This window comes from Gilvibacter sp. SZ-19 (assembly GCF_002163875.1).
GTDB lineage: Bacteria > Bacteroidota > Bacteroidia > Flavobacteriales > Flavobacteriaceae > Gilvibacter.
Genome location: NZ_CP019333.1, coordinates 2,065,043 through 2,090,297, shown reverse-complemented (window position 1 = coordinate 2,090,297; position 25,255 = coordinate 2,065,043). Strand labels below are relative to the sequence as shown.

Here is a 25,255-nt window from a genome sequence, read left to right as displayed (position 1 = left end):
TCTTTAACGCCTCATTGGGTAGGCGGATAAGACTGCAGTAATTTTAAAGCTACTTTCAAATAGTGTTCCTTTTTTTGCTCCGGAGTGGCTGTAGTAAAGTATTTCCTAACCGCAACGCCTTGCCAAATGAGTTCGTCCTTAGCAGGATCTACGAAATCTAAAGTAAGTGTCTGTAAGATCTTATTTCCACCAACAGGTATGCTTCCGCTTCCTCCCACGGCTATTCCGCCGCCTCCGCTTCCGATGCCGATCCCTACGGTGTTAGGCGGAACTATCTCTTCCACCGCATAGAAATTGATCATAAAATCTGCTGTCTCGCTTTCTACAAAGCCTCTACTTTGCAAAATGCTATCTACGCTGCGCATCATACGGCGATTGTCAAACTCGTTGACTCCGGTCTCTAAAGTTGGAAACCATTTATAGGTCTTGTATTGCGAAAAGTCAGTTGCAGGATCGTAGTCGAATTTGGCAGCCGGGCCGCATCCTACCACCATGCAAACTAAAAACAAAAGGAGTATTATTCTTCGGTCGAAGTATTCAACATTTTCCATAGCGCATCCTTAAGCGGCATTAAGCCAGTTTGTGCTACCGAAGATATAAAAAGATAAGGTACATCGGTGAACTGCTCATCCAATTCGGCCTTCATTTCTGCCTTGAGCTCGTCGTCAAGCATGTCGGACTTTGAAATGGCGACCAGACGTTCTTTATCTAAGAGCTCTGGGTTGTATCTGCGGAGTTCATCCAACAAGATCTCGTACTGCTTGTAGATATCGTCTGCATCTGCAGGAACCAAAAACAGCAATACGGAGTTGCGCTCTATGTGACGTAAAAAGCGATGGCCTATTCCCTTGCCCTCCGCAGCTCCCTCAATAATACCTGGGATATCTGCCATTACAAAGGTTTGGTAATCACGGTACTCTACAATACCCAGATTGGGCTTTAGGGTGGTAAATTCGTAAGCGGCAATTTTAGGCTTAGCCGCTGTGATCACAGAAAGCAAAGTAGATTTCCCAGCATTGGGGAAGCCTACCAAACCAACATCGGCTAGAACTTTAAGCTCCAAGGTAATATTCTTCTCCTCGCCTTCTAAACCAGGCTGGGCATAACGCGGTGTTTGTCGAGTTGCACTTTTAAAATGCCAGTTGCCCAATCCACCTTTGCCACCTTCTGCGATAATGATCTCTTGGTTGGCTTCTGTGAGTTCGTGCAAGATCTCCTGATCTTCAGTTCTGCGAATCACCGTACCGCGTGGCACCTCAATTATGACGTCTTGGCCGTTGGCACCGGTAGAACGTTGCTTACCTCCGTTTTCGCCGTGTTCCGCTCTAAAGTGCCTTTTGAATTTCAGGTGATAAAGCGTCCAAAAGTTCGGGTTCGCTCTAATGATCACGTGTCCACCTCTACCGCCATCACCGCCGTCAGGACCTCCTTTGGCAATGTATTTTTCGCGGTGCAAATGCGCACTTCCCCTACCACCTTTACCAGAAGTAACGTGTATCTTCACATAGTCTACAAAGTTGCCTTCTGTCATGGCTCCTGTTTTTTACTGCGGATTATAACTGATCGATCACGGCTGTTAAGCGTGCGGTGATCTCGTCGATAGAACCTACGCCGTCTACAGCGTGGAACTTATCTTGTTTGCGGTAGTAGTCTTTTAAAACCGCTGTTTTTTCGTTGTATTCGTCAAAACGGTTGCGGATCTTAGATTCATCCTGATCGTCTGCACGACCGCTGGTCTTACCGCGTTCCAACAAACGTTCCACCAAGATCTCAGTGTCTACCTCTAAGGCTACACAGCCACTTACCGAAGAATTCATGCTTTCCAAAAGCTCATCCAAGGCGGCAGCTTGCGCTTCGGTTCTTGGGAATCCATCAAAAATAAAGCCTTTAGCCTGTGGGTTCTTCTCCACTTCTGCACGCAGCATATCTATAGTCAAAGAATCGGGTACCAAGTCGCCTCGGTCCATATAGGCCTTTGCAGCTTGTCCCAGCTCGGTATTGTTCTTCATATTGTAACGGAATACGTCTCCGGTAGAGATGTGTACCAGCTCGTAACGATCTTTGATCAATGCGGCTTGTGTTCCTTTTCCGGCTCCCGGAGGGCCAAACAATACGAGATTTGTCATTTGTTGTGCTTTTAAAATGTAAATGTCCTTTAAGTTTCTGCCCAAGCCGTTGTAGTCCAAGCCGTATCCAACAATGAAACGGTCCTCTATTTCCATCCCTACATAATCCAATGGAAAGGATTTTAAGTAAGCTTCGGGTTTATAGAAAAGCGAAGCTATAGCATAACTAGCTACCTGCTCCTGATTCAGTATTTCAATAATTGCCTCAATGGTGTTGCCAGAATCCACTATGTCTTCTACCACGATAACATGTCTTCCTTTCAGAGAAGGCTCAGCACCCATAACTGTAGAGATATCTCCAGAACTGTGCAGCCCTTCATAACTGGCAACTTTTATAAAGCTGAGCTCACAAGGATAGGTAAAACGCTGGATTAGATCCGCAGCAAAGAAAAAAGCACCATTCAAAACCACAAGAAAAACTGGGTTCTTATCTTTAAAATCGTCTCCAATTCGCACCGCCACACCGTTTACAGCATGCTGCACATCCGTTGCAGACAAATACTTTTCAAATTGCTTATCTCCTAGAGTGATCAAATCGCTTGAGGCCTTTTAAATTCGGGGCAAAGATACGCTTTTAGCGCATTATACGTAAGAACACCAAGCAAAACCCTTATATAGCTGTAAAACTTTGTAGTGAGAGCTCAAAGTGCACTAAAAACAGCCAGTTTGGAAATTGGAACATAGCAGCGCTACGTTTCAATTGAAAACTGTGGTTACGAGCTGTTTTTGAAGCAATTTGGGGTCGTAATAAATTTTTTACCGCGGTATAAGGGTTAGAATCAAAAGCCTTATTTTTGTGTCTTATTTGGTATAGTAATGACCGATTATTTCTCTACAAACTTCACTTTAGGTATTCTAGGCGGAGGACAACTGGGTAAAATGCTCCTGTATGACACCCGCAAATTCGACATTAAAACAAAAGTATTGGACCCTAGCGCTGAGGCGCCTTGCCGCATTTCTTGTGACACTTTTGTTCAAGGCGATCTGATGGATTTTGATACGGTTTACAACTTCGGAAAAGATGTGGACGTGCTCACCATTGAGATAGAAGGTGTGAATCTGGACGCTCTGGAAAAGCTAGAATCAGAAGGTGTTAAAACCTATCCGCAGGCCGCAACGCTAAGAAATATTCAAAACAAAGGCGTACAAAAAGACTTTTATGCTGCACATGAAATTCCAACAGCGCCCTATAAACGTTTTGAATCTACTGAGGAGGCCAAAAGCTGGGTAGCTGCCAACAATTGGGAGCTTCCATTTGTTTGGAAAAGCTGTGTGGGCGGTTATGACGGTATGGGAGTCAAGATAGTTCGTGAATTGAGTGATCTGGACGCTTTGGCCAATGTACCTTGTATTGCAGAAAAGATGGTTCCTTTCAAAAATGAACTCGCTGTGATCGTAGCGCGTTCTGCCAATGGCGAAGCTGTGAGCTACCCTGTGGTGGAGATGGAATTCCATCCGGAGGCCAATCAGGTAGAGTATGTGATCTGCCCGGCTCGTATTGACGACGCCGTTGCAAAGAAGGCGCGTGAAGTCGCTCTAAAAGCATCCGCAGCCTTTGGTCATGTTGGACTTTTGGCCGTAGAACTCTTCCAAACAGAGGACGATCAGATCTTGGTCAACGAAGTGGCGCCTCGCCCACACAATAGTGGTCACTACAGTATAGAGGCGAGCTTTACCAATCAATTCGAACAACACCTGCGCGCCGTGCTCGGTTTGCCATTAGGGAATACAGACAGCAAGGTTGGCGGAATTATGGTTAACTTGGTAGGAGCCGAAGGGCATACCGGCCAGGTACGCTATGAAAATATTGCGGAGATTATGGCATTGCCTGGGGTAACCCCTCATATTTATGGCAAAAAGATGACCCGCCCTTTTAGAAAGATGGGCCATGTGACCATCACCAACGAGAATCTGGCCGAGGCCAGACGCATCGCTCAAGAAGTAAAAGAAAAAATACGCGTAATAAGCAGTCATGAGTAAAGTAGGAATCATAATGGGCAGCACCAGTGACCTGCCGGTAATGCAAGAAGCCATTGATATTTTGGCTGGATTTGACATTCAAGTTGAAGTGGACATAGTATCCGCACACAGAACACCAGACAAACTTTTTGACTACGGAAAACATGCGCACGAGCGCGGCTTTTCAGTGATCATTGCCGGAGCTGGAGGTGCAGCGCACTTACCAGGGATGATCGCTTCCCTATCACCACTACCAGTTATTGGCGTACCTGTAAAATCAAGAAACTCTATTGACGGTTGGGATTCGGTGCTATCCATCTTGCAAATGCCCGGCGGCGTACCTGTTGCTACTGTAGCCTTAGACGGTGCCAAAAATGCAGGGATCCTTGCAGCCCAGATCATCGGAGCTCATGACAAATGTGTGTTGGATAAGATCATTGCCTATAAAGAAGGTCTAAAGATCAAAGTAGAAGAAGGTGCCAAATCTTTGAAGGAAAAATAATCCATGAGTACAGCAAATCCATTGTTGCAGCCTTTTGACGCTGCTCCTTTTGATAAAATAAAACCCGAACATTTTAGCCCAGCCATTAAAACCTTGATTGCCGAAACGCATCAGGAGGTTAAGGCCATTACCGACCAAACGGAGACTCCCACCTTTTTAAATACCGTGGTAGCTCTGGAGCGTACCGGTCAGCAATTGGGCAAAGTGAGTTCTATTTTCTTCAATCTGAACAGTGCAGAAACCAATGAAGAGATCCAAAAGATCGCTCAAGAGATCTCTCCACTCTTATCAGCCTTTAAGAACGACCTGCTGCTGAACAAAGCTTTGTTTACACGAGTAAAAGCAGTTTACGACAATAAAGCGCAGTTGGAATTGACTGCGGAGGATGCCATGCTTTTGGAGCGTCAATATCAGGGCTTTGCCAGAAATGGAGCTAACCTCAACGAAGCCGATCAGCAGGAACTCAGAAAAATAGATGCCGAACTCGCTCAAAAGACCTTAAAGTTTGGAGAGCACGTTTTGGCAGAGACGAACGCTTATGAGTTGCACCTCACTGAGGAATCTGACTTGAGCGGTTTGCCAGAAACAGCTAAGGCCATGGCTGCTGCGGAGGCTAATTCTCGCGGCAAGGAAGGCTGGGTGATCACCCTACAGTACCCCAGTTATATTCCGTTTATGACCTATGCAGACAATAGGGAGCTGCGCAAAGAATTATCCTTGGCCTTTGGTGCCAAGGCTTTTAAAGGCAATGAGAACGACAACCAGCAATTGGTATTAGACATAGCTAATCTGCGTCATAAGCGAGCACAATTGTTGGGCTATGACACTCATGCCCACTTTGTGTTAGAAGACCGCATGGCCAAAACCCCAGAAGCGGTCACAGCCTTTTTAGAGGAATTAAAAGACAAGGCCAAACCTGCAGCACAAGCAGAATACGATCGTTTGGAGCAGTTTGCTAAAGAACTGGACGGTATAGATCAGTTACAAAAATGGGACGGTGCTTATTACGGCGAAAAGCTCAAGAAAAAACTCTTTGACTTTGACGAGGAAGAACTCAAGCCCTACTTTGAATTAGACAAGGTTATTGCCGGTTCTTTTGAGGTGGCTTCTCGTTTGTTCGATCTGAATTTTGAGCCTATCGATGATGTACCGGTCTATCATAAAGATGTAAAAACCTATAAGGTCACGGACAGCAAAGGGAATTATATCTCTTTGTTCTATGCGGATTTCCACCCGAGACCCGGTAAGCGAGGCGGTGCTTGGATGACCAGTTACCGTCCGCAGCAAACCGTGAACGGCAAGAACGAAAGACCACATGTGTCTATAGTGTGCAACTTTACGCCTTCAACAGCAGACAAGCCTTCACTTTTGACTTTCAATGAGGTGACTACCCTATTCCACGAATTTGGACACGCCCTGCACGGCATGTTGGCCAACACCACCTACAGCAGTTTGTCCGGAACTAGTGTTTTATGGGACTTTGTGGAGCTACCCAGCCAGCTTATGGAAAACTGGTGCTACGAGCAAGAAGCTTTGTCGCTCTTTGCCAAGCATTACCAAACTGGAGCAGATATTCCTATGGAGCTCATTAAAAAGATCAAGGCCAGCGCCACCTTTAACGAGGGTATGCAAACCTTGCGTCAACTGAGCTTTGGTATGTTAGATATGGCCTGGCATGGAGCAGATCCAAGCAGTGTAAAAGATGTGAAGTCTTTTGAAGAAGCCGCTTTTGCTCCTACAAAACTGTATCCGGCTACGCCTGAGACCTGTATGAGTACATCTTTCAGCCATATTTTTCAAGGCGGATATTCTGCGGGTTATTACAGCTATAAGTGGGCCGAGGTATTGGACGCTGATGCGTTCAGTTACTTTAAGTCGGAGGGTATCTTTAGCAGAACCGTTGCCGATAAGTTCAAGGACTTTGTACTGTCTCAAGGTGGCACTCAAGACCCGATGGAACTCTATGTAAAATTCCGCGGCAAGAAACCAGATCCTAAAGCGCTGTTGGAGCGCGCCGGTTTACTTTAAAAGCACCTAATAGGAATCCGCAGTGCTTCTAGAAATACATTAATTTTCAATAATTATTGAAAGTTTAAAATATTTTTATATCTTTGGACTGTGGAATTTAAAGAAGCAAAGCAGAAATTTATCAGTACCTGGGGTTCCTTAGGAACGCTTTGGGGAATCAATAAGGCAATGGCTCAGATCCATGCCTTGCTCTTTATTGCTCCGGAGCCACTCTCTATGGAAGAGATTATGGAAGAACTGGAAATTTCTCGTGGGAATGCCAGTATGAACCTCAGAGGGCTGATCGATTGGGGAATCGTTTACAAGGTCACCAAACCCGGGGAACGCCGTGAGTTCTTTGCTAGTGAGAAAGACGTAAACGAATTGGCTAGGCAAATTGCCAAAGAGCGCAGCCGCCGTGAGATCGAACCCACTATCAAGGTACTCAAAGAGATATCCAGTATTGATTCTAACGGTAGCCCAGCCAATGAAGAATTCATAAAACAAACCAAAGCCATGCACGAACTAACCGAGAACGCCAATGCCCTTTTAGGCCGTATAGTAAGTACTGAGCAAAACTGGGTGACCAAGACGATCATTAAACTCTTTAAGTAAATTTTTTTTAATATATGTTTCAATATTTATTGAAAGTTTAAAACAAAAAATATGAAAACTACCTTATACTACATTTTAATTGCGGCTGGAATTGGACAAATCTTTACAGCCTTGGTCTATCCATACATCAGACACAAGGTTTTTGATTGGTATAATGATATCAAACAACTCAAACCCTTGAATCAAGAAATTGCAAAAACCTATGGTCACTATATCCAAGGGCTTAATTTCTCTTTTGGACTATTGACAATTCTATTGATAGAATCTTTGCTCACCCCTTCTTTATTAAGTCTAGGGATATCATTGATCATTGGATCGTATTGGATTGGCAAAATCATTACCCAAATTGCTTACTATCCGATGTATAACATTCCACAAACGAGACTATTCAGAATAGGTAGCTATGGCATGAATGGCCTTTTCGTATTATTTGCCCTGGGCTATATAGCACTAATTAGCTACCATTTAATTCAATTATTATGAGAAGCCTAATATTTCCCATTAACAATACACTTATACTCTTAACTATAATTGGATACTTTTTGTATCTGTTTCCTGGTGTTATTCTCCACCTCTTGCTAGCAGCATTTCAATTGAGTTGTATGCTCGGTTATTTGATTACAAGAAAAGACCACACAAACGGTCAAAGGATACAACTCTATATCTATACGGCCATTACTGTTCCCTTGGTGCTGAGTGCAGTCATAACAGGAAATGAATTCCTATATCAGATGATGGTATTTGGTTCAGTGATATTAGCGCTTTACTTCTCGGTAATCATTTATCAAATCGAAAAAAAATACAACGATGCTCAAAAATAAAACCATTACCATAGCCGGAGGCACTGGCTTTTTAGGGCAAGTGCTCGTTGAATATTTCAAGACTCGCGTAAAGCATATTTACGTGTTGAGTCGGAATTATCGGCCCAATACAGAAAACATAAGCTATTTGCTTTGGGACGGCGAATCACAAGGTCCTTGGATAGCTGCTTTGGAGTCTAGTGAGGTACTCATCAATTTGTCTGGAAAGTCGGTAGACTGTCGTTATACTCCAAAGAACAAAAAGGCGATCATAGCATCTCGAGTTGCCAGCACACGGGCTCTAGGTGTAGCAATGCACCATTGTAAAACCCCGCCAGAACTTTGGATCAACGCCTCTACCGGCACCATTTACGAACATTCGGAATCAACTCCCATGGACGAAAACAATGGCCGTTTAGGCAACAGCTTCTCCGAAGAAGTGGCAAAACGCTGGGAAAAGACCTTCTTCGATTTCTATATCAAAGATGTGCGCCAAGTCGCTATTCGGATAGCAATTGTCTTGGGCAGAAAAGGTGGAGCCTTACAACCTATCAAGGCCATAAGTAAACTCGGTCTTGGCGGTCAGCAAGGCAATGGAAACCAGCAGATCAGTTGGCTGCACGAGGAGGATTTTGCCAGAGCCGTAGCATTTATAATCACCCACCCAGACCAAGAAGGTGTATTCAACCTGGCGGCACCCCTACCCATTCGCAACCGACATTTTATGGAGAAGATCCGAGCTATTTTGAATGTACCTCTGGGTATAAACTTACCCAAACCATTATTAGAACTAGGCGCAGCCTTGATCAAGACAGAGACCGAACTGCTTCTAAAGAGCAGGTATGTACAACCCAAGCGGCTGCTTCAGGCCGGATTCCGACACAAATTCACCAGCCCTGAATTGGCGCTAAAAGACCTATTAACATGACCAGAATAGAACTCAGCACAAGAATTAAAGGCGATATAGACACCATATTCGATCTGTCTCGAGATATCGACTTTCATATGCAAACTGCCAGCCACACCCAAGAGCGTGCCATTGGAGGAACCACCTCTGGACTTATTGGCTTGAATGAGACCGTGAGCTGGAAAGGGAAGCACTTCGGATTGTGGTTAAATCACACCTCAAAAATTGTGAAACTGCAACGCCCGTATTGCTTTGTAGACCTCATGATAAGCGGACATTTCACCTATTTTGTGCACAAACACGAATTTCAAGAAGTTGGGGACAATGTAATAATGAAAGACGAACTACTTTATAAAGTACCCTATGGGTTCTTGGGGCGATTGTTAGATAGATTACTGCTTAAAAAGCACCTCACAAGATTCCTCGAACACAGAAATAAACAACTTAAAAAGAAGATCGAAAGTACTAGTTTCTCAGCCTTTCAGGTTCAAACCACAAGTCTGGAGCAAGCATCCGCCTAAATAATAAAGCTGATATTTGACCAAAGGAAAAACAACCCCTTGAAAGTTGTAGAACTTTTTTATTTTTGGAAAAATCTACAACTGGCCTCTTTATGGCAGACAATCAAATAGATGCAACCCAATGGGTGGCTCGGTATTCAGACTACCTTTTCAATTACACCATTGCCCGTGTAAACGACAGAGACCTGGCTAAAGACCTCATTAGTGAGACTTTTTTGGCAGGTCTGAAGTCTATGGAGAATTTTAAAGGAGATGCTACAGAGCGAACTTGGTTGGTGTCGATCTTAAAGCGCAAGATCATTGATCATTATCGCAAGATCAACTCCAACAAGGGCAAGGCCGAGGTGCGTATTAATTACGACGATAGCGAAACCGAAGGCGATTGGTTAGAAGAGCGCGTGGCAGATAAATTTGATCGCACTGCAGAAGATCAGTTGGAGAACCAGGAGTTAGGAACCGCGATCTACGATTGCCTGGATGGTCTAAATGAGAAGCAGCGAACAATATTCCGCATGAAGACCATGGAAAATTTTGATACAGAAGCAATTTGTAATGCTTTTGATATTACACCGTCTAACTTATGGGTGATCATCCACCGGGCTCGCAAGGCCATGGCAGATTGCCTTGAAAACAATTGGTTTTAGGAAATGGGAAAGTTAAAATTAGAATGTCACGAGGCCAATCACATCTGTGATAAAAGCCAATACAAAGAAGCTTCCTTTTGGGAAAAGGTGCGACTCAACATACATTTGATCTATTGTCGCGCTTGTCAGAAATATACTGCTCGCAATAACAAATTGACCAAAGCGGTCAAAAACCCTAAAGTAAACACGGTAAGCAAAGAAGAGAAAGCAGAACTACAAGAGCTACTCAACAAGCAATTAGCCGACAAATAAGGGTAAACCCGCCACGACATACAGGTAGATCAATCCTACAATGGGGATCGCCTCTATCCAAAAGGCCGCCAGATAAGGCGGTTGTTCTTTTTTACTGCGGATAAGTCCGAGCACGGTCAACACTGTAAGCAACAACCAGTAGCCGTTGGAATACAGCAAGAATTCGTCTTTAAAACCTTCTAAAATGGCGGCTATCAATACCGCAAATATTCCGAGATAGCGACTCTTTGCCACTCCAAAGATCTGCGGTAGTGTTCTTAGCTGATCTCCATCGAACTGCAGATCTCGAATCTCAAAGGGAATGGTGAGCGCAAAAACTGTTAGAAATATCTGTGCAAACAAAAGCCAGGCATCTGTTGTTGGTAATAGTTGTGCATCCCAAAGGGGAATTGCTACCGCAGTTCCCGCCCAAACCAAGGCCACCACAAATATCTTTATGCCTGCCAGTGTTCGCAAGGTCTTGGCCTGAGGCAGCATGGGAATCACATAAGCCAGCGTAAGTAATGACAGCAAGCCAAAACCAGCCAAAGTATTTACCGGAAGCAAGAATCCGCAGCCGAGCAAAGCAATAAAACAACCCAAAGAAAAAAGCTGAATATTCCGGAGCTCTCGAGGCAGACTTTTGTGATACCAACGAGCTCTTTCGGCATACTTGACAAAATTGTAACCGCTTATTGCAGCTAGAAAGGTAAATACCAACAGTTCAACCCTTGGGGCCAGCTCTAAAAAACGGCAGGCAGCCCATTGAAAACTACAAACGGCAACGGCCACATGGATACTGCTTTTAAGGTAAAAATCGAAGAAAGTTCTCAAGGCGCTCATTACAGCAGCTAATTTAATGAACAATTCGCTCAGAAACTGTCAATAAATAAATTTTGCCCTCCTGGCAAAACTGCTGTTTTATTATGGATATGTCGTATTTTTGTATACAAATTTTTACAACCCAATGAACACGGATTCTTTTGCGCTAAGACACATTGGTCCAAGACCGTCGGACCTGCAAAGCATGTTAGCCACCATAGGTGTTGACAGCTTGGAACAACTGATCTCTGAAACCATCCCCAACGACATTCGATTGGCTCAGAAATTACATCTGGACAAACCGATGAGCGAGGTGGAATTTGCCGATCACATCAACGCTTTATCAGAAAACAATCAGGTCTACAAAAGTTTTATTGGTCTAGGTTACCACCGCTCCTCTACTCCTGCGCCTATCCAGCGTAATATTTTAGAGAACCCAGGATGGTATACGGCCTACACCCCTTATCAGGCAGAGATCGCACAGGGGCGATTGGAAGCGCTCTTGAACTTCCAGACCATGGTTACCGACCTTACAGGAATGGAATTGGCCAACGCTTCGCTTTTGGACGAAGCCACTGCCGCGGCAGAAGCCATGACCCTACTCTTTGCAGTTCGAGAAAGAGAACAAAAGAAAGCCGAGGTTGTGAAATTCTTTGTATCAGAAGAAGTATTGCCACAAACACGCTCGCTCTTAGAAACACGAGCTATTCCAATCGGAATTGAATTGGTTGTTGGCGATCACCGCGATTTTGATTTCTCTTCGGATTACTTCGGAGCCCTATTGCAGTATCCGGGTACCAGTGGAATCACTTTCGACTATAAAAGTTTTATAAGCAGTGCTCACGCCATGAATATTAAAGTGGCTGTTGCTGCGGATCCGTTGAGTCTTGTGCTACTCGAGTCTCCAGGAGCTTTAGGAGCCGATGTTGTTGTCGGCACAACTCAGCGCTTTGGGATTCCACTCGGTTACGGCGGACCACACGCTGCTTACTTTGCAACCCGCGAAGCTTTTAAAAGACATATCCCCGGACGTATCATTGGTGTAACTCGCGATACCGATGGCAATCGCGCATTGCGAATGGCACTACAAACCAGAGAGCAGCACATTAAACGTGACAAGGCCACGTCGAACATTTGTACCGCTCAGGTACTCCTAGCCGTAATGGCTGGAATGTATGCCGTTTATCACGGGCCAGAAGGTTTGAAGGACATCGCAACCAAAGTACACCGTTCTGCGGCAACCTTGGAGCACTATCTTAAAGAATTGGGCTACGAGCAGCTCAACGACAGTTACTTTGATACCATTCGCCTGAAGGCAGATGCAAATCATATCAAACTCATTGCAGAGGCCAACAACCTCAATTTCTATTATCCGGATGCAGAAACAGTTTCTATCTCGTTGAACGAGACCGCCAATCTGGACGATCTGAACACCATTGTAGCCATCTTTGCGGAGGCCAACTTTAAGGAGGCTCCACAGATCGAGCGTTTGCTCGACAAGTCTGGCTTGGCTACATCATTGGAACGCACCACAGAATTCTTGACCCACGAGGTATTTAACAGCTACCACAGTGAGTCGGAACTGATGCGCTACATTAAAAAGCTGGAACGCAAGGACCTTTCCTTGAACCATTCTATGATCCCATTGGGGAGCTGTACCATGAAACTCAATGCAGCTTCAGAGATGCTTCCTTTGAGCGATCCAAACTGGGTAAACATTCACCCATTTGTTCCTGTGGAGCAAGCTTTGGGTTACCAATTGGTACTTAAAAAGTTAGAAGAACAACTTACGGAGATCACAGGCTTTGCTGGAACTTCGCTACAACCAAACTCTGGAGCGCAAGGAGAATTCGCAGGGCTGATGGTCATTAGAGCTTACCACCATTCGCGCGGTGATCAGCACAGAGACATTTGTTTGATCCCATCTTCCGCACACGGAACCAATCCGGCATCCGCAGTAATGGCTGGGATGAAAGTAGTGGTTACCAAAGCAGATGAACACGGAAATATAGACGTAGAAGATCTTCGCGAGAAAGCCATTGCTCACAAAGATAATTTGGCAGCGCTAATGGTTACCTATCCGTCAACGCACGGCGTATACGAATCGGCCATACGCGAGATCACAGGGATCATTCACCAGTACGGTGGCCAAGTCTATATGGACGGAGCCAACATGAATGCCCAAGTAGCCTTGACCAATCCAGGGGCGATCGGTGCCGATGTGTGCCACTTGAACCTGCACAAGACCTTTGCGATTCCTCACGGAGGAGGAGGTCCGGGAGTGGGTCCTATCTGTGTGGCAGAACAATTGGTTCCTTTCTTACCGGGTAACCCCTTAATCGAAACTGGAGGGACTGAAGCGATCACACCGATCTCTGCAGCACCTTGGGGTTCTGCCTTGGCCTGTTTGATCAGTTACGCTTATATCTCCATGCTAGGTGAAAGCGGACTGCGCAAGTCCACCGAATATGCCATTTTGAACGCCAACTACATCAAAGAGCGTTTAAGCGGACATTATCAGACTCTATATACAGGAGAACAAGGAAGAGCCGCTCACGAGATGATCATAGATTGTCGTCCTTTTAAAGAGCACGGCATTGAAGTGACCGATATCGCCAAGCGACTTATGGACTACGGATTCCATGCTCCTACGGTATCGTTCCCGGTAGCAGGCACTATCATGATAGAGCCAACAGAGAGCGAAAGCAAGGCCGAATTAGACCGATTCTGCGATGCCATGATCTCTATCCGTAAAGAAATAGATGCAGCTTCTAAAGACGACGCGAACAATGTTTTAAAGAACGCGCCGCACACCTTGCAAATGGTTACTTCAGACAATTGGGAGTTCCCTTACAGCAGACAAGAAGCCGCATATCCTTTAGAGTATCTTACAGACAATAAATTCTGGCCAACCGTGCGCCGTGTTGACGATGCCTACGGAGACCGTAATTTGATCTGTACTTGCGCTCCGATAGAGGAATTTATGGAAGCATAAGGAATTTGATTTTTTCCTTAAAAAAATCTTATTTTTACAAGAGCTAGGCCGATTTTTTGCAATTATGGCAAAAATTTCGGCCTTCTGCATAATTTTCAGGAATTGTGCGTTATATGTTTTAGTTTAGCCGAATTGCTAACCGCAACACAACCAGAATGAGCATCAAAATCACAGGTACAGGAAGCTACATCCCGAGTAGCGTTGAGAAGAACGAAGACTTTGATAAACACGAGTTCCTAGACAGCAACGGAACGCCATTTGCGTATCCCAACGAAGTCATCATCGAGAAATTTAAGGGTATTACCGGAATTGGAGAACGCCGTTATGTGAAGCATCATTTGACCGCTTCGGACATTGGATTCTTTGCGGCAGAAAAAGCCATTGAAGACGCTAAAATAGATCCGGAGACCTTGGACTACGTTATTGTAGCTCACAACTTTGGCGATGTGAAGCACAACGCTATTCAAAGTGATATATTACCGAGTTTAGCCTCTCGTGTAAAACACAGCTTGCGCATTAAAAACCCAAACTGTGTTGCTTATGACATTCTTTTTGGTTGTCCTGGTTGGGTTGAAGGCGTGATTCAGGCGCAGGCCTTTATTAGAGCAGGTATGGCCAAACGCTGTTTGGTTATCGGAGCGGAAACACTTTCTCGCGTAGTAGACAAGCACGACCGCGACTCTATGATCTATTCGGATGGAGCCGGGGCCGCTATTGTAGAAGCAGACGATGATACGGAAGGAGGAATCCTAGGTCACAAAACAGCGAGTTTCACTTACGATGAAGCCTATTACCTGTACTTCGGGAAGTCGTACAATAAAGACCTTTGCCCAGATACTCGTTATATTAAAATGGACGGTCGCAAGATCTACGAATTCGCCCTGACCAATGTTCCTAATGCCATGAAGGAGTGCTTGGATGAAGCCGGCGTTGGCATTGAGGAGGTGAAGAAGATCTTTATCCATCAGGCCAATGAAAAAATGGACGAGGCCATCTTAAAGAGACTCTACCGTTTATACAAAGTAGATATCCCAGAAGGAATCATGCCTATGAGCATCCACAAATTGGGGAACAGCTCCGTAGCGACAGTACCTACGCTATACGATATGGTTCGCAAAGGAACCATGGAGGAGCACGAGGTGAAAAAGGGCGACGTGGTTATCTTTGCCAGTGTTGGAGCCGGAATGCATATTAACGCCATCGTTTACAAACACTAATTATGTACGACGGCAAGATTCCGAAAAAACGGTATCAGCTTACTCTGGAGTTCTTACAAGAATGTGTCCCTACAGACAAGGCCATTTTAGACCTTGGAGTTTCCAATCCTTTTACCAAATACATGACCGATGCCGGTTATGACGTACAAAACACCCAAGGAGAAGACCTGGACCTGGACGTATCCGCAGTAAAGAATACAGATCGAGAAGTGCTTACTGCCTTTGAGATCTTGGAGCATTTGGTAGCGCCCTTTACATTGCTTCAGGAATCATCTGCCAATTATTTGGTGGCCTCCGTACCTTTAAAACTGTGGTTTGCCGGTGCTTATCAAAGCAAGACCGACGAGCGCGATAGACATTATCACGAATTCGAAGATTGGCAGTTCGACTGGCTTTTAGAAAAGGCTGGCTGGCAGATCATAAAACGTAAAAAATTCACCAATCCTACCAAAAAGATCGGGATAAGACCTTTTCTTAGACGTTTTACCCCGCGTTATTATTTAGTTTATGCCCAGCGTCCGTCTAAAGGTCAAGTAGGCAACTATTAGGTCTCTTTGTTTTTGATTACTTTCGCCTTAGGCAGTATTTTTTAGACTGATGAGATTCGGCATAGTTATCCCTGCACATAACGAAGCGCAACACATAGCGCAAACCTTGGATTCGCTTTTGGCGCAAACCCATGCCGCCGAGCAGATCATTGTGGTTGACGACGCTTCTACAGACCAGACCGCAGCAATAGTTAAAAACTACGCCAGTTCCCATCCGCAGCTACAACTGCTGCAAAAACCGGCAGAGCAAGCAGGACATTTTCCAGGTTCAAAAGTCATAGCAGCCTTTAAGTTCGGACTGCAACACTTGGGAGATGTAGATGTGATCTGCAAATTTGACGCAGACCTTATCTTTCCAGAAAATTACTTGGAATTGCACGCACAAACCTTTACAAACAACCCCAAAGCAGGACTAGTTGGTGGGTTTTGCTATGTGCTACAACAAGACCAATGGATCTTAGAAAACCTGACGGGGAAAGACCATATTCGCGGCGCCCTGAAAGCGTATAGGGCTACCTGTTTTAAACAGATCGGCGGACTAAAAGAAGCTATGGGCTGGGATACGATAGACGAGCTGTTGGCGCGCTATCACGGTTGGGAAGTAGTGCCTTTGGAATCCTTGCAGGTAAAACACCTCAAACCCACTGGACACACTTATAATAAGAAGGCGCGCTACAAGCAAGGTCAAGCGTTTTACCGCATGCGCTATCGCTTACTGCTAACGCTAATTGCCAGTTTAAAAATGGCTAGCAGAAAAAAGAGTGTCGCATTCTTTTTCAATACGGTGATCGGTTTTTTTAAGGCATGGCTGGCCGGAGATTCTTTTCTTTTAAACCCAGACCAAGGGCGATTTATGCGTAAAATACGCTATCGCAGTATTATCCAAAAGTTAATTGGTTAGCAGCGGCTGTTCTAGCTCGCAGGGGATTCGTACTTTTATAAAAATTTTCAATAGATGAAATTATTCGTTTATGCCTTGACGGCTTTGTTCCTTCTGAGTTGTCAAGATCAGGCCAAAGAAGCATCCGCAGCGAGCCAAACCAATACCGATGCACCTAAAAATGTGATTTTACTTATTGGAGACGGTATGGGTCTAAGCCAATTGTCATCTGCCCAGTATTACGGGGAAGGTACTCCAAATCTGGAACAGTTTCCTGTAGTTGGGCTTATAAAGACCTCGTCTTCTGCTCAACTGATCACCGATTCGGCGGCAGGGGCTACCGCTTTTGCTTGTGGTGTAAAATCTTATAACGGCGCCATTGGAGTTGCTAGCGACAGTACAGCAGTTGCTAACCTGCCCGAACTGCTCCTTGAAAAGAATATGGTAAGTGGCGTGGTTGCTACCTCTACGATAACTCACGCTACCCCAGCGAGTTTTTATGCACATCAAGTCTCTAGAAATATGCACGAAGCCATAGCGCAGGACTTGGCAAATTCCAACCTCAATTATTTTGCGGGCGGCGGGCTAAAATACTTTAACAAACGTAGTGACTCCTTAAACCTGCTTAGCGAATTGACAGCGAAAGGGTTCCAATTGGATACAGCGAAAATTCCAACTACTCTTGCAGAGAAAATGGGAGTTTTTGTGGCAGATAACGCTTTGCCAAAAGCTGTAGAAGGTCGTGGTGATTTCTTAAGTCAAGCCAGTCTACAAGCCGTAACCTGTCTTTCTCAAAACGACCAAGCTTTCTTTTTAATGATAGAAGGTTCGCAGATCGATTGGGGCGGACACGACAACGACGCTGACTACCTTATAGGAGAAATGCTCGACTTTGACAAGACACTTGGCGCGGTCTTAGAGTTTGCAAAGAATGACGGCAACACCTTGGTTGTGGTAACAGCAGATCACGAGACCGGTGGCTTTACCTTAGGTTCAGACCGAGGCAACTACAACAGTATTAATCCTACTTTTTCTACAGACGGACACTCCGGCACTATGATACCTGTATTGGCTTATGGCCCGGGCTCAGAAAATTTTGGTGGGATCTACGAAAATTCAGAGATCTTTCACAAGATCATGAGCTTGCTCAAATAGCAACCATCAAGCGTAAATTAATTAGTACCTTCGTGTTTAGATGAATCCAAAGAAGTACCTAACAGACATCGGCTCATATTTCATTATGCTGCGCGAGACCTTTAGCAGACCAACCAAAGGTGCTGTGCTTCGCGACCTTATCTTCAAAGAAGTAGACCAATTAGTGATCAACTCTTTGGGGATCGTCGGATTCATTTCGTTCTTTGTGGGTGGGGTGGTTGCCATTCAGACAGCATTGAACATATCTAACCCACTCATTCCAGATTACTTGGTGGGATTCGCCACCCGACAGTCTATAATTTTAGAGTTCTCCCCTACTTTCATGGCTATTATTATGGCAGGTAAGGTAGGTTCCGCAATTACTTCTAGTATAGGATCTATGCGGGTAACCGAACAGATCGACGCTTTGGAGGTAATGGGGATCAATTCCTTGAACTATTTGGTCTTTCCAAAAATAGTGGCACTGATGTTCTTCCCATTGGTCATTGGGATCTCTATGTTCATAGGAATTTTAGGCGGATGGGTCGCAGGCGTTTACGGCGGATTCAGCACCAGTGATGCCTTTATCCAAGGGCTTCAATCTGACTTCACCCCTTTTCATGTCACCTATGCATTCATAAAGACTTTTGTATTCTCTTTCATTTTAGCAACCGTACCGTCTTGGCAAGGTTATTATATGAAAGGTGGAGCTTTGGAGGTAGGTAAGGCAAACACCAATTCCTTTGTTTGGACCTCTGTCTTGATCATCCTTATGAACTATTTAATCACCCAAATGCTACTGAGCTAATGATACGCGTAGAAGATTTACACAAGAGCTTTGGGTCCGAAGAGATCCTTAAAGGAATCACAACTACTTTCGACAAGGGTAAGACGAATCTTATTATCGGCTCCAGTGGATCCGGAAAGACCGTGTTCTTAAAATGTCTGCTCGGCTTGTTCACACCAGAGCAAGGCAAGATCTATTTCCAGGATAAGGCCATCCAAGATATGGACGATGATGAAAAACGCGACCTTAGAGAAGACATCGGGATGGTTTTTCAAGGCAGCGCCCTTTTCGATTCCATGACCGTGGAAGAGAATGTCATGTTTCCGCTGCGGATGTTCACCAGCAAAAAGAAAGACGAACTCTTAGAACGTGTAAACACCGTACTAAAGCGTGTGAATCTGGAAAACGTCAACAAAAAATTCCCGTCTGAGATCTCGGGTGGAATGCAAAAACGGGTCGCTATTGCTCGCGCAATAGTGAACAATCCGAAGTATTTATTCTGCGACGAACCCAACTCCGGGCTCGACCCAAAAACAGCAATCCTTATAGATAACCTCATCCAAGAGATCACTAAAGAATACGACATAACCACAGTGATCAACTCCCACGATATGAACTCTGTGATGGAGATTGGGGAAAAGATCTGCTTTCTGCAGTTCGGAAATCTGGTATGGCAAGGGTCCAATAAAGAGATCTTTAAGACAGACAATAAAAATGTGACTGATTTTGTGTATTCTTCTAACCTCTTCAAGAAGATACGTGAAGTACAACTGCAAGAGAACGCCCCCAAATAAGTTGTGGGCAAGTTGCAGAAAAACAGTACATTTAGGCCACTAAACAAAATTTTATGAAATGAGCATAAACATATTTAATTATTAGTGTCCTTGATATCTTAATTAAATTTTTTATGCGAAAGCAACGCGGTTGATCTATGCAAATAATTTTTATTTGCTTGATTATCACAGCAATAAAAATTAATAAATAGATGAAAAAAATTACGCTTTGCGCAGCCGCTTTGCTTGCTGTTGCTGCCATGCATGCCCAAACGGTTAGCTTTACCAACGAAGACCACCTTATTGGTTCTTATCCTACTTCTGGAACAGAAACTGCTGTCGATATGAACGGCGACCACTTAGACGACTATGTACGCGTTTCTAGTGGCGGTGTTGGGATTGATTTCCAAAACCCTGACGGAACTTTCACTTCGCAATTCTTTTCTATGAGTATAGCCTCGCCTCCAACTTGGAGTATTGCCGCAGGAGATATGGATGGTGACGGATTTACCGACCTAGTGCTGGGTAACGGAAACCGCGTGTCCTTTTTGTGGGCAGATTCCACAGACGGAACCAATATTTCAGGCTTTACTTATGACAATAGCGACTCGACTTATATATTCTCGCAACGCTCTAATGTGGTCGATATAGACAACGACGGAGACCTAGATGCCTTTGTTTGTCACGATGTGGATGAGTCTCATCCGTATCGCAACGACGGAAGTAGAAACCTAATTATTGATCAATCGCTGATCGTGACTTTAGATCGCCCCGGAAACTATGCTTCGTTATGGGTAGACTACGACAACGATGGCGATATCGATATGTTCTTGACCAAATGCCGCGGTGGCGCTAGTTCAGGAGATCCAGACAGAGATAACGCCATGTACACCAACAACGGCGACGGTACTTTTACCGAAAACGGTCTGGACATTGGAATGCGTGACAATGCGCAGAGTTGGTCTACAGTATTTCAAGACTTTGACAACGACGGAGACTTTGACGCCTTTATCGTAAACCACACCGACCAAAATCGTTTTATGCAAAACGACGGTAACGGAAACTTTGTAGACATTATCGGTTCTACTGGGATAAACGCGAACGACTTAGGAGCTTGGGAAAATCAGGCCGCAGATTTCAACAACGACGGTTTTGTAGATATCTTTTCTGAGTTGGCTCGTGAGCTTTACTTAAACAATGGCGACGGAACCTTCACCGGTTATGACCTGCCTTTTGACGAAGGCGGAATTGGAGACATGAACAACGACGGTTTCTTAGATGTGGTTCGTAACAACGACCTTTGGATCAATGCCGGAAACTCCAACAATTGGGTTAAAACCAAACTGGTAGGTGTAGAAAGCAATATCCAAGGAATAGGAGCCCGTATAGAGATCTATGGAGATTGGGGTATCCAGATCCGTGAGATCCGTTCTGGAACTGGTTTTAGTCATATGAGCAGTCTTACTGGTCACTTCGGATTGGGAGCTGCTGCAAGCATTGACAAACTGATCATTAAATGGCCAAGCGGGAACGTAGACGAGTATCTGAACCCAGATATCAATACAACTCACGTTTACACCGAGGGCGATTCTCCGCTTGCTGTAACGGATTTTGAGATCAACGGATTACAACTCTATCCAAACCCTGCGGTAAACAGCCTTAAATTCTCATTGAGTAATTTGACAGACACAGAGGTAGCGGTTTACGATACCAACGGCAGACGCGTACTACTGGGAACTATAGATCAGAACAACAGTCTTGATGTTTCTGGATTGAACAAAGGCGTTTATCTCATTCAATTAGAGATAGAAGGCCAAACGGTAAGCCAACAGTTTATTAAGAAATAGACTTGACCATAAAATAAAAAAGCGCCCTTGAGGCGCTTTTTTTTATTGCATTTCTTGTACGACCAAGGTGTCTGCTTTGAGTTTGAACTTAAGCCAATTGGTGAGCCTCTTGGTATAAGCCGAACGCTGATCCAAAGGCAAGGAATCGTTCCACTTGATGGCAAAGACATTCAAAGTGTCTATGCGCTGAAAATTATTGATATAGGTCTTGGCATATTGAATGCTAGTCAAGGCATCGTAGTTGATTCTCGCCTCATCGCAAATATCTTGGAAAGGGATCAGATCGCGCTCCAACAAGCGCAATTTTGCCAACTCCTGCTCGTAATATTGGATCTTTTGTGACTGACTAAGTAAATCCAAGGAATCGCGGGTACGCAATTGTTCCATATAGCGCAACTCGTCCTCAAATCCGTTTTGGAATTGCGACTGAATTACATCGAAAGTTGCATTCTTTAAGGGGTTATATGCTTGTAAACGACCGCGCAATACATTGATAGTACTCTCTGGTATCACATCTTGCCCAAAAGTAGTAATGGTTATTGCTCCGCCCTCACCATTGGTGTAATCGTAAGTAGCATTCCTTTTGATATAATTGGCATTAGATAAACTGTTGAGTTCTGTGTTGATGAAATTCTTTGCTGACTCGTTAAAACGACTTTCCTTGATCACCTGATAAAAGGTATATCCAGCCGGCAACATAACAACAAGAGCGGCCACAGAAGCAAAACGCGCAATGCGTTTTCTACGCTTACTATTGGCATAACGTATCATCGGGAAGCCTAGCACTTTGACCACGATAAAGGTCGCCAAAGCAATAAAGATCGTATTGATACTGAAGAGATATAAGGCTCCCAGAGCAAAAGGCAAACCGTTAGGATTCTCCTTAATAAACTCCGCCAAGCCGTAACCCACCGTACACAAAGGAGGCATCAGGGCTGTAGCAATAGCCACCCCAAAGATCACACTGGCAATAGTTCCTTTTTTAGTCCTGGCTATAATAAGCGCCAAACCACCAAAGAAGGCAATAAGCACATCTCTAAAATCTGGGCGAGTACGCCCTAAAAGCTCCGAGGTCTCCTCTCTCAGAGGAAATAACCAGAAGAATAAAAAGGCCGTGAGCACACTTAAGACCACCATCACTCCGAAGTTGATCAAAGACTTTCTTAGGGTATCGATATCATTGATGGCAATGGAAAGCCCAATTCCCAGAATTGGCCCCATTAAAGGAGAGATAAGCATGGCTCCAATGACCACAGCTGTAGAATTGGCGTTGAGACCAACCGAGGCCACAAATATGGAACAGATCAAGATCCAAGCTGTAGCGCCTTTAAAAGGTATGTCGGCCTTAACAGCCTCTACGGTCGTCTCTCTATCTGTATCTCCTCTAAAGTCAAAGATATCCACCACAAACTGGCGGAGGCTCTTAAATAAGCCCTTTGCTTCTTTTTTGATATGCTCTTTCTGCTCTTGCGTTTTTGCCTCGTCAGGGCTTTGCGATTGCTGCTCCATAAATTATGCGTAATCGTTTCCGAAGTTCTCTTTCACTTGGTTTAAGATACGCTTAATTTCTTGTTCTTTAGCCTTTGGAACTACTACGAGTACATCTTTTTTCTCTACAACGATAAAATCGTGCAAATCTTCGAGAACTACCACTTTCTCAGAAGCAGTATAGACCATATTTCCAGTTGAATTATTGAGCTGTGTCTTGGCACGGACAACTACATTATTTTCAGCGTCCTTTGGGAGTTTATCATAAAGTGCCCCCCAAGCTCCCAAATCATTCCAATCGAAGGTTGCTGGTAGCACGCGTACATTATTAGCTTGTTCCATGATACCGTAGTCGATGGAGATATTCTCCGCCTCGGCAAATCGAGCCCCAACGAATTCAAATTCGGCAGGCGTGTTGTACACCTCCATCCCTTGCATAAAAAGGGCATGCATAGCAGGTAGTTTCTCTTCGAATGCCTTGACAATGCTTGCAACACTCCAAATGAACATCCCGGAGTTCCACACGTAATTACCTTCTTCTAAAAAGGACTTTGCCGTTTCGTAATCTGGTTTCTCTGTAAAGCGGATCACCGGTTTTACTGCGGATGCTGACTCGCCTTGGTATTGAATATAGCCGTAACCAGTATTTGGAAAGGTAGGGTTGATACCCAAGGTCATTAATATATCTTCCTCTGAAGCTGCTTCAAAGCAAGTTTTAATATTAGCTGTAAAGGCCTGCTCGTCCTCTATCCAATGATCCGATGGCGCAACCACCATAACTGCATTGGGATTCTCTTTGTGGATCTTTAGTGCAGCCATCAAAATACAAGGCGCTGTATTGCGCATTACCGGCTCCAATACCAGTTGCGCATCACTAACCTGAGGCAATTGTTGTTGCACAAGGTCTTTGTAACTGTCGTTGGTTGAGATCAGGATCTGCTCCTGTGGAACCAAATTAGAAAGACGTTTAAAGGTCTTTTGGATCAAGGAATCTCCAGTACCGAGCATATCGTGAAATTGTTTCGGATAGCTCGAGGTACTCACTGGCCAAAAGCGCGATCCCACTCCGCCGGCCATAATTACCGCATAATAATCTTTGTTCATAATCTCTTAGTTGATCTGTTCAACTTGTGCATTGGGGTTAAAAAGATAGATCCTACCTGTAGCCAACTCAACACACTCGTATCGTTTTACCCTTTTCTGACCACGTTTAAAGACCTTTCCATTGTACAGCCTAAAAACACCTCCCAAGGGTATCTCAAAAATATAATTTTTATCAGTTGGCGGATCGTACTGGCCAAGCGCCACCGATAATTTTGCATCCGTATCACTACTGGCCTTTGGGTTCTTAAAATGCAAGGCCAAAAGCGGCAATAGTTGCTGCGGGAACACCCGCGGGTTGATAAACGGAAGCATCAACAGTGTAAAAGTACGCTTCCACTCTTTTCCGTGCGGTTTGATTCGACGACCGTATGCTTTAAATGCGACGAGATGCGCTATTTCGTGGACGAGTGTGATCAAGAATCTGTACGGATTCGCACCGGCATTCACAGTGATCTGATGACTGCCATCTGGCAGTAACCGATAGTCACCATGCCTGGTCACACGCTGGTTCACGATCTTTAAATGAACGTCGTTCTTTTTAATCAGTTCCAAACAAGTTGGAACCGCGGCTGGGGGTATATACTTGGCCAGTACCTCTTCCATTAGGGTGTAGACGATGATACCGGCAACACTTTACCGTTATAAAGCTGATGTCCACTCAGGGCAAAGTCTTTGATGTAGTTGGCCATTTGGGCCGCTGTTATGGGTGCCTGATAGCCCGGGAAAGCCGCTGCCAACATTTCTGTTTGCACAGCACCAAGTGCCAATACGTTGAACGAAGGACCACTCTCTTTGTATTCTTCTGCAAGTACCTCTGTCATAGTAATAAGTGCTCCTTTACTAGAACTATAGGCAGTTAGCCCTGGAAACTTTGCACTACCCATTACGCCACCCATACTGCTCACATTGACCACATGACTATCTTTTCCCATTGCAGGAAGCAGGGTTTTAGTAAGCAATGCAACTCCAAAGACATTGACACTATATGATTGCAACCAATCTTGCATACTCAGCTCAGTAAATGGCTTATTCACCAGATAGCCTGAATTGTTTATCAAAACATCAATCTGGTCTACCTCACTCAAGATCCGCTTAACAGCATCTTGGATCTGATCTTCCAAGGTAAGGTCACAAGAGATACTAGAACAACCCATCAATTCGGCGGTAGGTTTATCGTTTCTAGACAAGGCGAAAACACGGTGTCCCTCCGCAGTAAACTGCTTTACCAATTCAAAACCGATTCCGCGACTGGTCCCTGTTATGATTACGTTTTTTCCCATGCTTTAAATTACAAAACCTGCTCGAACCCAAGGGGCCACAAGCAGGTTTATTTATAGTTTTTCGGTGC

At 44.6% G+C, this 25,255-nt stretch carries 26 protein-coding genes; 18 read left to right on the top strand and 8 right to left on the bottom strand.

Annotated features, from left to right (window positions below; genetic code table 11):
- Positions 1–11: 11 nt before the first annotated feature.
- Genes BTO09_RS09695 through BTO09_RS09685 form a run of 3 tightly spaced genes read right to left on the bottom strand, consistent with a single transcriptional unit; the run spans position 12 to position 2,660 of the window.
- The gene (locus tag BTO09_RS09695) at positions 12–509 is read right to left on the bottom strand and encodes a DUF4136 domain-containing protein (protein ID WP_157663479.1); all 498 of its coding nucleotides are present in this window, start codon (positions 507–509) and stop codon (positions 12–14) included.
- A gap of 8 nt (positions 510–517) precedes the next feature.
- Complete coding sequence (gene obgE, locus BTO09_RS09690) at positions 518–1,531, bottom strand: GTPase ObgE (protein ID WP_087524582.1); 1,014 nt, start codon at positions 1,529–1,531, stop codon at positions 518–520.
- Between the two features lie 22 nt (positions 1,532–1,553).
- Positions 1,554–2,660 carry an adenylate kinase gene (locus BTO09_RS09685; RefSeq protein ID WP_087524581.1) on the bottom strand — a complete coding sequence of 369 codons (1,107 nt, stop codon included), beginning with the start codon at positions 2,658–2,660 and terminating at the stop codon, positions 1,554–1,556.
- Positions 2,661–2,942: 282 nt separating this feature from the next.
- On the opposite strand from BTO09_RS09685, the gene purK reads away from it, so the two are divergent.
- The 10 genes from purK (at position 2,943) to BTO09_RS09635 (ending at position 10,333) form a co-directional block, all read left to right on the top strand.
- Positions 2,943–4,106 carry a 5-(carboxyamino)imidazole ribonucleotide synthase gene (gene purK / locus BTO09_RS09680; protein WP_087524580.1) on the top strand — a complete coding sequence of 388 codons (1,164 nt, stop codon included), beginning with the start codon at positions 2,943–2,945 and terminating at the stop codon, positions 4,104–4,106.
- Entirely contained in the window at positions 4,099–4,587 is a 489-nt protein-coding gene (gene purE, locus BTO09_RS09675) for a 5-(carboxyamino)imidazole ribonucleotide mutase (RefSeq protein ID WP_087524579.1), read from the top strand. Before purK ends, purE begins: the two co-directional genes overlap by 8 nt.
- A 3-nt stretch (positions 4,588–4,590) precedes the next feature.
- Complete coding sequence (locus tag BTO09_RS09670) at positions 4,591–6,615, top strand: M3 family metallopeptidase (protein WP_087524578.1); 2,025 nt, start codon at positions 4,591–4,593, stop codon at positions 6,613–6,615.
- A 90-nt stretch (positions 6,616–6,705) separates the two neighbouring features.
- Complete coding sequence (locus BTO09_RS09665) at positions 6,706–7,209, top strand: GbsR/MarR family transcriptional regulator (protein WP_087524577.1); 504 nt, start codon at positions 6,706–6,708, stop codon at positions 7,207–7,209.
- Between the two features lie 51 nt (positions 7,210–7,260).
- Positions 7,261–7,692: a hypothetical protein gene (locus BTO09_RS09660; RefSeq protein WP_087524576.1), complete on the top strand. Its 432-nt coding sequence runs from the start codon at positions 7,261–7,263 to the stop codon at positions 7,690–7,692.
- Complete coding sequence (locus tag BTO09_RS09655; protein WP_087524575.1) at positions 7,689–8,030, top strand: hypothetical protein; 342 nt, start codon at positions 7,689–7,691, stop codon at positions 8,028–8,030. The genes BTO09_RS09660 and BTO09_RS09655 overlap by 4 nt, the downstream gene beginning before the upstream one ends.
- The gene (locus tag BTO09_RS09650; protein WP_087524574.1) at positions 8,017–8,937 is read left to right on the top strand and encodes a TIGR01777 family oxidoreductase; all 921 of its coding nucleotides are present in this window, start codon (positions 8,017–8,019) and stop codon (positions 8,935–8,937) included. The genes BTO09_RS09655 and BTO09_RS09650 overlap by 14 nt, the downstream gene beginning before the upstream one ends.
- Positions 8,934–9,437, top strand: coding sequence for an SRPBCC family protein (locus tag BTO09_RS09645; RefSeq protein WP_087524573.1), 504 nt, complete (start codon positions 8,934–8,936; stop codon positions 9,435–9,437). Before BTO09_RS09650 ends, BTO09_RS09645 begins: the two co-directional genes overlap by 4 nt.
- 92 nt (positions 9,438–9,529) lie before the next feature.
- Entirely contained in the window at positions 9,530–10,081 is a 552-nt protein-coding gene (locus BTO09_RS09640) for a sigma-70 family RNA polymerase sigma factor (RefSeq protein ID WP_087524572.1), read from the top strand.
- A gap of 3 nt (positions 10,082–10,084) precedes the next feature.
- A complete protein-coding gene (locus BTO09_RS09635; RefSeq protein WP_087524571.1) occupies positions 10,085–10,333 on the top strand; it encodes a hypothetical protein in 249 nt (82 codons plus the stop codon).
- On the opposite strand, the gene BTO09_RS09630 is transcribed toward BTO09_RS09635, so the two are convergent.
- On the bottom strand, positions 10,319–11,155 hold the full coding sequence (locus BTO09_RS09630; protein WP_157663478.1) for a hypothetical protein: 837 nt from the start codon (positions 11,153–11,155) through the stop codon (positions 10,319–10,321). The genes BTO09_RS09635 and BTO09_RS09630 overlap by 15 nt on opposite strands.
- Positions 11,156–11,279: 124 nt before the next feature.
- Between BTO09_RS09630 and gcvP the strand changes: the two genes are divergently transcribed.
- From gcvP to BTO09_RS09590, 8 genes are all read left to right on the top strand, one after another.
- Entirely contained in the window at positions 11,280–14,129 is a 2,850-nt protein-coding gene (gene gcvP, locus BTO09_RS09625) for an aminomethyl-transferring glycine dehydrogenase (protein ID WP_087524569.1), read from the top strand.
- Positions 14,130–14,284: 155 nt separating this feature from the next.
- Positions 14,285–15,346: a 3-oxoacyl-ACP synthase III family protein gene (locus tag BTO09_RS09620; protein ID WP_087524568.1), complete on the top strand. Its 1,062-nt coding sequence runs from the start codon at positions 14,285–14,287 to the stop codon at positions 15,344–15,346.
- 2 nt (positions 15,347–15,348) lie between these two features.
- Positions 15,349–15,894: a methyltransferase gene (locus BTO09_RS09615; RefSeq protein ID WP_087524567.1), complete on the top strand. Its 546-nt coding sequence runs from the start codon at positions 15,349–15,351 to the stop codon at positions 15,892–15,894.
- 49 nt (positions 15,895–15,943) lie between these two features.
- On the top strand, positions 15,944–16,795 hold the full coding sequence (locus BTO09_RS09610) for a glycosyltransferase family 2 protein (protein WP_087524566.1): 852 nt from the start codon (positions 15,944–15,946) through the stop codon (positions 16,793–16,795).
- A 54-nt stretch (positions 16,796–16,849) separates the two neighbouring features.
- Positions 16,850–17,929 carry an alkaline phosphatase gene (locus BTO09_RS09605; protein WP_087524565.1) on the top strand — a complete coding sequence of 360 codons (1,080 nt, stop codon included), beginning with the start codon at positions 16,850–16,852 and terminating at the stop codon, positions 17,927–17,929.
- 40 nt (positions 17,930–17,969) lie between these two features.
- Entirely contained in the window at positions 17,970–18,716 is a 747-nt protein-coding gene (locus tag BTO09_RS09600; protein WP_087524564.1) for an ABC transporter permease, read from the top strand.
- Complete coding sequence (locus tag BTO09_RS09595; protein WP_087524563.1) at positions 18,716–19,489, top strand: ABC transporter ATP-binding protein; 774 nt, start codon at positions 18,716–18,718, stop codon at positions 19,487–19,489. The genes BTO09_RS09600 and BTO09_RS09595 overlap by 1 nt, the downstream gene beginning before the upstream one ends.
- Before the next feature lie 191 nt (positions 19,490–19,680).
- On the top strand, positions 19,681–21,315 hold the full coding sequence (locus BTO09_RS09590; RefSeq protein WP_087524562.1) for an FG-GAP-like repeat-containing protein: 1,635 nt from the start codon (positions 19,681–19,683) through the stop codon (positions 21,313–21,315).
- Between the two features lie 42 nt (positions 21,316–21,357).
- Here BTO09_RS09590 and BTO09_RS09585 read toward each other — a convergent pair whose 3' ends face one another.
- From BTO09_RS09585 to BTO09_RS09570, 4 genes are read right to left on the bottom strand one after another with little or no spacing between them, the layout of a single operon-like run.
- A complete protein-coding gene (locus BTO09_RS09585; protein ID WP_087524561.1) occupies positions 21,358–22,824 on the bottom strand; it encodes a DUF389 domain-containing protein in 1,467 nt (488 codons plus the stop codon).
- A gap of 3 nt (positions 22,825–22,827) precedes the next feature.
- Positions 22,828–23,907, bottom strand: coding sequence for a mannose-1-phosphate guanylyltransferase (locus BTO09_RS09580; RefSeq protein WP_087524560.1), 1,080 nt, complete (start codon positions 23,905–23,907; stop codon positions 22,828–22,830).
- A gap of 6 nt (positions 23,908–23,913) precedes the next feature.
- A complete protein-coding gene (locus BTO09_RS09575) occupies positions 23,914–24,510 on the bottom strand; it encodes a SprT-like domain-containing protein (protein WP_087524559.1) in 597 nt (198 codons plus the stop codon).
- The gene (locus tag BTO09_RS09570) at positions 24,510–25,187 is read right to left on the bottom strand and encodes an SDR family oxidoreductase (RefSeq protein WP_087524558.1); all 678 of its coding nucleotides are present in this window, start codon (positions 25,185–25,187) and stop codon (positions 24,510–24,512) included. Before BTO09_RS09570 ends, BTO09_RS09575 begins: the two co-directional genes overlap by 1 nt.
- Positions 25,188–25,255 lie beyond the last annotated feature (68 nt).